At 54.6% G+C, this 8,334-nt stretch carries 6 protein-coding genes; 1 reads left to right on the plus strand and 5 read right to left on the minus strand.

What is annotated here, in order from left to right; translation table 11 throughout:
* Nucleotides 1–200 precede the first annotated feature (200 nt).
* From D3P04_RS19645 to D3P04_RS19655, 3 genes are read right to left on the minus strand one after another with little or no spacing between them, the layout of a single operon-like run.
* Complete coding sequence (locus D3P04_RS19645; protein ID WP_119751568.1) at nt 201–1,094, minus strand: plasmid partitioning protein RepB C-terminal domain-containing protein; 894 nt, start codon at nt 1,092–1,094, stop codon at nt 201–203.
* Entirely contained in the window at nt 1,091–1,987 is an 897-nt protein-coding gene (locus tag D3P04_RS19650) for a plasmid partitioning protein RepB C-terminal domain-containing protein (protein WP_232845092.1), read from the minus strand. Before D3P04_RS19650 ends, D3P04_RS19645 begins: the two co-directional genes overlap by 4 nt.
* A complete protein-coding gene (locus tag D3P04_RS19655; protein WP_119751569.1) occupies nt 1,984–3,555 on the minus strand; it encodes a recombinase family protein in 1,572 nt (523 codons plus the stop codon). The genes D3P04_RS19650 and D3P04_RS19655 overlap by 4 nt, the downstream gene beginning before the upstream one ends.
* A 64-nt stretch (nt 3,556–3,619) precedes the next feature.
* Here D3P04_RS19655 and D3P04_RS23160 point away from each other — a divergent pair, with 64 nt between their 5' ends.
* Nucleotides 3,620–4,009: a hypothetical protein gene (locus tag D3P04_RS23160; RefSeq protein WP_147391963.1), complete on the plus strand. Its 390-nt coding sequence runs from the start codon at nt 3,620–3,622 to the stop codon at nt 4,007–4,009.
* A gap of 139 nt (nt 4,010–4,148) precedes the next feature.
* On the opposite strand, the gene D3P04_RS19660 is transcribed toward D3P04_RS23160, so the two are convergent.
* Both D3P04_RS19660 and D3P04_RS23610 read right to left on the minus strand, forming a co-directional pair.
* Complete coding sequence (locus tag D3P04_RS19660; RefSeq protein WP_119751570.1) at nt 4,149–5,984, minus strand: TniQ family protein; 1,836 nt, start codon at nt 5,982–5,984, stop codon at nt 4,149–4,151.
* Nucleotides 5,981–8,334: TniB family NTP-binding protein (locus tag D3P04_RS23610; protein WP_220475375.1), on the minus strand; the 2,354-nt coding region annotated here is incomplete at its 5' end. The genes D3P04_RS23610 and D3P04_RS19660, both read right to left, overlap by 4 nt.

Here is an 8,334-nt window from a genome sequence, read left to right on the forward strand (position 1 = left end):
GTCTTTCCTCGCCCGTATCGAGTTGGTATAGTGGTAGAAGCTGATCCGTCTTGAGGCTATGCGCCGTCAGCTACCGCCAGGGCGAAACACGGAATGGGCTGCCGCCGCGAGGTTTCCGGTAATCCTGACACATGAAAACCGGGCAAACAAAGTGCAGAGTGAAATCCTTATTCGGAGGAAAAATATCACTTTGGGCCACCTCATGCGGCCTCCAACATGTCTACGATTTTCTGTAGTTCAGTAAGGATATCAGCGTGATGCTGCGCGAGATGCTTGACGATACGGGCGTTTCCGAGCAAATGATTCACATAACCAACGGCCTGAACTAGGTCGAGTTGGTCTGCGCCATAGCTCTGCTCGACCAATTTGAACTCTCGGTCTAGATTCTCCGATTCGCGCTGCATTACCGCGATTTGCTCCTCCGTCAAACCGCGCGGGCGTCTCTCGCGACCTTCAACCAACTGGTCCTCTGGTGTCGATGCAACCAGAGAGCGGGCATAGCCTGTAGAGTAGCGATTCATTGTAATCATCGATTGCGCCGCCTCTATCTGCCGCATGGGCTTCAGGTAGCGCAGTTCCGTGAACACAGTAATCGGGACATGTTTATCACGTAAAAGCTCGGCTGCTTCGGGACAAATACCAACAAGCAGGTTCCGCTTCATGCGGATATTCGCGATATTGACATTAAGCGCTCGCGCCAGACGTTCCTCGGAAACTCCCTTGCGGATCGCGTTCAAAATCATCTTATGCTCTTGGATGATCGCGATCCGGCTGACACGCTTGTTGTAAGTAAAAGCTTCATCATCAAGTGCAATCAGGCAGACAACCTCGGTTTCACCGCGATTTTTAAGGATGTCGATACGTAAATGACCGTCGAGGAGATGGAACCGATCCTTATCATCACGGTCACGAACGATAACTGGGGGCTCGATGATGCCGACCTCCGCAATCGACGCGGCGATTTGACTATATTTGACCGACTTTCGAACTCTCTCAGAGATTTCATGCAGCGGGAGTATGGCATCAATCGATATCCGCAGGCTGGTTTCCTCGAAGCCGATTTTTACCTGAGGTGCGGATTGTTTCCTTGTCATATCCGTGTCTCCCGGGCCTCCGCCAAGCGTGTGGCGATGCGCTCAGGCATGATCGCAAGCCCTTCATCCTCAAGTATTCCTATGAAGGTCTCGTCATGTGAAAGCCGCCTGAAGGCTTCGATGATCAGAACCAATCTGTCGCGGGCAGCGTTTGCTCGCCGGATCATGTCGCGCTTGCGCTCGGCTTCCTCCTGATAAGCCTTCATCAAAGCAGCGGTGGACAAGCGCTTTGTTGCCGAAGATTTTTGTGCAGTAAGCCCCTTACCCCGACGACGACGAGTCTCGACCAATTTCTTGGCTGCCAGCAAACGCTTGCCTCGCAGAAGCCCCTTGTCATAGGCGTCCTGCAACACTCGCTGGACATCGTGGTCGCCAGACTCCGCGATTTCCACGGCCACGCTAATAGGAACCGTTCGGGCTTCCACCGAACTCAGGAGGCGTTGCTCTCCTTTTTCGAGCAAATGAGCCACACCATTGACATATTCCGTCGACAAGCCGGTTTTTCTGGCAATATCAGCTGACGAATAACCGCGCTCGCGCATGGCACCAATATCTCGCAGCAAGTCGATTGCCTTATGCTGACGGCGGGCACAGTTTTCGACCAGACTCGCTATCATGCAATCTTCGGCATCCGCAGTAACCACGAGCGCAGGTACATCCTGCTGGCCAAGTGCCTGATAGGCTTCAAGCCGCCCTTGTCCACAAACGAGATCATAATACGGACCGCCAGCTTCCATCCGACGGGTCACCGTAATTGGCCGCTTCAGACCGATTTTTGAAATATTTTCAACAATTTCCTTGAATACTCGCTTGTTCCGAAGGCGAGGGTTGAGGACATTGATGCGCTCAATTGGGATCCACTCGACGCGCTGTGCAGGCCGGGCACCCATCATGCCGCCCTCGGAAACGGCCGCCGCGCGGCCATCGCGTAAAAACTATCCAATGAAGCGAAGCGATACGCGTCGAGCGATAAACCGTTGTGTTCGCTCAACCTGAGCAGCGCGGTTCTCATGTCCAACCTCGGTAGCAAATAAAAATCATGGGGTTCATGGTTGTCCGCATCCATGCGCACAGCGACGGTCAGATCAGGCTTCAACGCGGTGTCGAGCCGCAGCTTCCACCGCAAGGAGCCCGCTGACGTATGAAAACACCGGGCAATAACGATCGTTGCGGTGAATTCGTCATTGATCGTCAGGATGTCTGTTAGGGGATCCTGAGTGACCGTTCCCCCTGCCTGGCGCAAACCGGCAAGAACTTCGTCAACTACCGTCGGATGAAGTGCGCGCAGCTTCCGGTTGATCTCGATATAACGATAATCCCGGTCGGGTGAGAACCCGACCAAAGCGTAAGCCCGGAGCAGTCCGCCGAAGCGGGTACGGTAAGAGCTGCTTGAAGGCGCTCCTTCGAACTCGTCGATGATCAATCCGGACAACATTCCGTTGCGTTCGAAGATTTCTCGCAGGATCTCCAGCATGGCTCCATCACTCATATGCTGTGCACGCGCTGTGATGATCGCCTGCGCCCTATCGAACAATTCTTGACCGACAACAGGCGTGAACACACCGTCCGCGCGGACCCAAGCCTCACGAGGGTTGGACACATGTTGACTCTTTAATTTGAACGAGGTCCGCGCCCAAACATTGTTACCGATATACTTTTCGTTCGTCAGAAGCTGATGAACTGTCCCGCGCGTCCACGGTCGACCGAAATCGGTAAGTATACCACGGGCATTCAGCACGCCGGCGATGTCAGATTCTCTGCAACCCTCAACGAATAATTGGTAAACTTCCTGCACGACTTGCACCTCGGCCTCGGGGCCGAGAACGAGGATCACGCGATCGGTGGCAATGCTCTTTTGTTGTCCCTGTTCGAGTTGCTCTTTTTCCGCCCCATGCTGATCCACTAGGAGGCGTCGCAACCCGAAACCCGCAGTGCCGCCCTGACGAAAACCCAAACGAATAAGGTTTGATTGCCCTGCGAAGACTTTGACCGACAACTCCCGACTGTATTCGCCTGCCATTGCGCGCTTAACGGTCTTGATAATTGAGGAGCCGACGCTGCCGTCATTTTCGAACTGCTCGGCACAGTAATGGACCGCGATGCCTGCACGCCGGCAACGAAGTTCGTTACTGGCTGCCTCATCGGTATCTTGCCATCGGCCCAACCTGCTAACATCGTAGACAAGCAAAGCACGATAGTCGACGCGGTCGTTGTCAATGTCATCGAAGATCTTCTGTAGAGCGGGCCGGCCGCCAGTGGTGAGGCCACTCCGTCCCTCGTCAGCGTAAGTACGCACGATGCGGAATCCGCGTTCGTCAGCATATCTACGAATAACCGCAGTCTGATTATCGGTCGAATACCGCTGATGTTCGGTTGACATACGGACATATTCGGCAGCCGGTATGCCCTGCGGCTCGGTCGCAGGGTGCTCGTCACTGCCGTTGTTCCACTTAATGATCATCGCCGGCCCTGGTGGCTGCGCCGCTTAATCCGCAGAACAGCATTAACCCGAAAGGAGCAGAAGAATGCTTCCCAATAGCGGTAGAAAACTTCCTAAAATGCAGCGTGCACCAACAGAGGCCGAGTATATCGTGCAGATCAGCAATGCGCTGCGCGGCGAGTTGGGCGGAACTGGTATGGCTGTAAAGACAATTATGCGTTGGACAGGTGTTAGTGACCGCAGCGCCAGGACCTGGATGAACGGTTCAGGAAGCCCTAGCGGTTATCATCTTCTGCGCCTCGCCCGTGAATGCGACGCGGTATTTGAAGTTTTGCTCGATTTCACCGACCATCCGGAAGCGAGATTAGGGTTCGATTTGCACGCGGCAGAAGTAGCGATCGCAAGAGCGATGGGCGCATTTGAAGCCCTCAGACGACAGAGATCGGGAGGTGGCTCTGCACGTCGTCCAAGCTGATGCCGGGTCTGCGTACCGAACTACCGTTTCTCCTCCTCCGACCAAAACCGCCGACGACATCGAGTGATCCTTCAAATCCCATCACTATCTCTCACTGCTTCGCAGCGGCAGAGCGGGGACGACGGACGCTCATTATCGTTCATTCCTCGCGTTTGAAGGAGATGGTCTGCAGTTCTTCACGACGAAATATTGAGCGAAGGCCAGGATCGGAATTGATTGGTTTGGGACCCCACTTTCGGAGCAAATTGGCGCCGTGCTTCCCGTTGAGACCATTTTCCCGAGCGAACATGCCAGCGGTTATGAAAGACGCCGTGAATGAGGTCAGCGAGTCTGCTGTTATATAGTCTCGAGTTGCACGCGTGACGCTGTGGCGCATTCGTCTCACGTCCAGGAAGTGGTTTTCCACAAGATATTCGAGTGTCCGAGTGTTGATGAACAGACGGCGCCTTACCTCTTTCATGGAAAAACCGTTTGGCTCTGTAAAGTTGAGAGCCTGTGCTACATCCTTGACCAAAACTACGAGCGAGTCCAAACGTAGCTCATCAGTCAAACGACCTACTGCTTGTATCTTGCCCTCCAGCATTAACTGCACGACATCCGGCACGCCGCAATTGAGCTTCCGCGCCACCAATTCAAGGGTACAGCGTCGTGGGTCAGTTGCTTCAATTCGTTCAGCATTGACACCCAATCGGGTCAGGAAGTCCAGCACAGCAGGGCGATAAAATCCCTTTGGTCTTCGACGATTGTCACCTTCCACCGGTTGCAGAATTCCTGCGCGCTGGAGTTTCTTGATCATGACAAAGCTGCATCCGAGTAAATCTGCAGTCTGGTTCTGATCAAGATAATCATGCTTTTCACATTTGATTTCTTCGATGAGCGTCCGCTTGAGGACGGTTTCAAGATGAAACTGTCCTGCGTCATCACGATATGCGAGCTCACGACGGATCAGGATTTCTTCTAATAGTAACCGCCGGATGCCGATCTCTCGACAGGCTCCACGAATTGAGAATACCCGGGTTTCAGTGATTTTCTGGCCGAAAACCATCGTACCCGATCGGAAAGGATAGTGTTCGAGGAAATATTCGCGCACCACATCACGAACAGGATCGAGATCTACGCGCTGCTTGGCGTGAGAACCGAGCAATCGTTGAACCGCACCATTGCTGGGATGCGGCTGGCTCCCGCCTCGCGACGGTGTTCGCCGGTTGAAGCGTTCGAGTGCTTGGCAAATTCCGTCAGAACCACGGCTGAGAATCCGAAACCCCGTCAGTATCGCGTTGCGTCGCTGATCAGTTTCGAGCGCGGAGACGCGGATATCTCGCCCGTAATCAATCAGCACACCGAAGGCTTCGCAGGCTTTGATCAGAGCGGGAATCTGCAGGCGGTTGCACCAGTTTTCTTCATGGATGCCGTAGGCACGCTTAGTCAGGTAAATATCAATTTCATCCGCTTCGACCGGGGTTGGCTTTGGTAGATGCCAGAAGTCCAGTCCAGCATCACGGACAAAAGCAGTGAAATCATATCTCAACCACGGGTCCGTGAATTTACGGTGGCTTTGCAATGCCACATCGTGGCGCCAGCACCTTCGGATATGAATGAATTGCCAATGCAGTTCATGAATGACCTCCCAGAATCGAGCTCCGCATTCGAGTGAAGCGGCAATGCAAACCGGACAGTATCTGATTTCTCCACGCGCCAGCGTTTCGGTGTTCATCACTACGGTGCCAAGTTGATACTTCATGCTTGAGGTTTTGATGACCGTGCGACCCTTGAAACTTTCTGCGGGAATGCCCGCCAAAGTACAAATGTCGGCAACAGATGCCGGATCGCCTCTGGAAATCGCCGGAAAATCCAGCCCGAGGTCAAGGCAAAGGGTCCAAAGATCTGGGGATAGATTGCGATCAGCCAGCCTGGAAAGATATGAGGTTGGCATCTCCAGTGGCGAAGGCGGAATGGTCAGCGCCAGTTGCGTCATGTTTCTCCTCCACGATCGAGAAGTCGTCGGCAGTCGATTCGTTCAAAATCCGCTGCGACAAATGGGTTCAGGCCGTCTATGCAGCCCGAACGCTTGCGAAACATTTGTGTGAAATGAACAATCTCCAGCTTTTCGGCATCGCTTCGCATAGCTTCTTCCAATGCGGAGATGGCCAATTCGATCAGTAGCCCGAATTCTCGATCCGCCGCATGAATCAACCTCGCGGCGAATTCAGCGGTCGCGACATCATCACTTCCCGACATGCCGGCTCGTTCGGTATAGTGATTGAGCAGGTGAATGACACGATCTGTGTCGAGTAGCGGATTGAGCTGCGGAAACTCAACGGGGAAAACGCGACGCGCCAGTTGGGAATCATGATTGATGATTGTTTTGAGTTCCTCGGTGCCAGTCAGAATCAGCCCGACCGGCCAAACCGGATGCTGCATCAGGGATTTCAACGTACTAACTACTGAGTTCAACTCTTTTGGGGTCTGATGCCGCGACAAGTCCTGGGCCTCGTCATAGTGCAGGAACAAGGTCTGGCGGGCGGCAAGGTGATCCTTCACCATATCCCAGATTGTCTGGGCGGTCTTTTCGCGGCGCAGCGGGAATCCGAGAGCCGCAAGCGTGGTTTGGCCGACGAATTTCAAGGTTGCCGGTGTGGGTACGGATAGACTCGCAACATCCATTCGCCCGGTTTCCAGATCATTTGAAACCACCTCGGGAAGCGTCGTGATCAAGTGTCGCGCAGCAGTGGTCTTGCCGCTACCCGACGCCCCGATCAATGCGACGCAGCGGGCCTCCGCGATTACGCCAGCCGCAATTTCGGCACGCCGCCGCTCGAGCAAGTAGCCGAAACGATCTTCGAATTTCCTATAGGCCTGATTACTCGAGAAAATAGACCGCAGCGCGAGAACGCGCTGCTGGATGCCAGTGTTCAGAGATTCAGTCATCAAAGATCCATTCGTCGCCGTTATCGGAAGCTTCGCGTATATTTTCGTCGCAAGAAGCGTCGCCAGACATGGGCTGACAGGGTGGTGCATCCGGGGTGATAACATCGCAGAGAAGGTCATCTGGTTCGGGTCGGTTTCGGTTGCTTGGCCATTCGAGATCGCCCGTCGCGGCCGAACCCTCGGGACCAATGCGTAGCCCTGTAAAGAGCTGCCGTTCCTCCCGATCCAATCCTTCGGCCGAGAGATGCGGCGGCTGTACCCGGCGCAATTGCCGGGCACGGGCATCGATCGCAAAGATTTTTTTTTGGTATCCCGAATGATTTGCTCGGACAGGACCGCCTCCTCTCGGAACCGCGTCCGCAGCTCGCGCACCATCTCCAGCCAGTCGCTGAGACACAGGCCCCATACGGCATGCGATACGGCCTCGGCGCTGAACCATTCATGGCCGAGGCAGATTGAAATAAACGTCAAATCCTCGGGGTCTACCCGAATAGAAATCTCGCCATATGCCCCGCGTAGCAAAGCTTCCTGCAGCTGCGAGCAGGTATAGTTGATCCCGAAGACTCGCACCCCATGTCGATCAAGTTTGCGGTGGAGCGGAATACCAAACACAGCACGGCGATGATTGGCATCGGGCGGTGGCGTCACCCCCTGTTCGGCCGACACCCGTTTCCAAGCGTTCGCCGGGGTCTCTCCCTTGAGGCCGGCATGAGGTGAATTGTGGTAGATATCGACGATGAACAGCGTAAGGATCTGTGCCAACTCGTCATCAGTCAGAGCCGCCCATTGTTCCGATGGATAGTCACCGCGCTCCGCCGGATTATTGAACGTGCGACCGATCAGCATCGGCACGAGTTGCTGACCAAAAGTTCGGAAGAGACGTTCGATCCGACCGCGGAGTTTTGGGGCTCCGGCAGGTGGCGACTCATAGGTTGTACCGAGATCAGCAACTGTCATCCGGAATTTTTCGGCCGCGAAAGCAGAGCCTTGGTCGGTCACTAGGACACCAATTCCACCACACTGATCCCAGCGGGATTGACAACCCGCTGCTTCGGCTATGGGGGTTTTGTCCTGGATGATCAGGTTCAAAGTGCGAACTGCATCATCGGCATTCGGCGTCGACACAATGCGGAACCCGACCACGCAGCGTGTCGCGCAATCAAGGGCGACATAGATCCAGCGTCTGCCAACCTCAAATTTTGCTCGATCTTCGCTTGGCAAACTGTCCAACGCGCCACTGTCTCCCAATAGGGAACAAATGTCGATCTGCCTGTCAACGGCGGAGTAAAACCCGGCCACGCGGCGGCGCAAAAGTCTGCCAGTTAGCGGCACAAGCACGGAACGTCGGGAGGGCGTAGCCCGACCAGAGTTCCGTGCTTGTGCCGTTGGCATTTTTT

This window comes from Paracoccus onubensis (assembly GCF_003591515.1).
Taxonomy (GTDB): domain Bacteria; phylum Pseudomonadota; class Alphaproteobacteria; order Rhodobacterales; family Rhodobacteraceae; genus Paracoccus; species Paracoccus onubensis.